Origin of the sequence: Flavobacterium sp. RSSB_23 (assembly GCF_051547145.1) — a bacterium.
Taxonomy (GTDB): Bacteria; Bacteroidota; Bacteroidia; order Flavobacteriales; family Flavobacteriaceae; genus Flavobacterium.
Genome location: NZ_JBPTTO010000077.1, coordinates 1 through 202, shown reverse-complemented (window position 1 = coordinate 202; position 202 = coordinate 1). Strand labels below are relative to the sequence as shown.

The window sequence follows — 202 nt, the reverse complement described above, 5'->3', positions numbered from 1 at the left end:
GGCTTTGGGTGCTTCTTCTAAAACTGATGCTTCTTGCTTTGGAGCCAGCACTGGGTCTGTAACTGCAGGAGCTGTAACTGGAGCTGTAGGCACAGTAACCTATTCTTGGAAAAATGCTTCCAATACTGTAGTGGGTACCACTGCAACAGTTGATAACCTTCCTGCTGGAACCTATACTGTAACTGTATCTGACTCTTGCTCA

At 46.0% G+C, this 202-nt stretch carries 1 protein-coding gene; it reads left to right on the top strand.

Going from position 1 to position 202, the window contains the following annotated elements; genetic code table 11:
- Positions 1–202, top strand: a 202-nt coding sequence (locus tag ACSVH9_RS16450) for a hypothetical protein (protein WP_438064649.1), incomplete at both ends; no start/stop codon positions are given.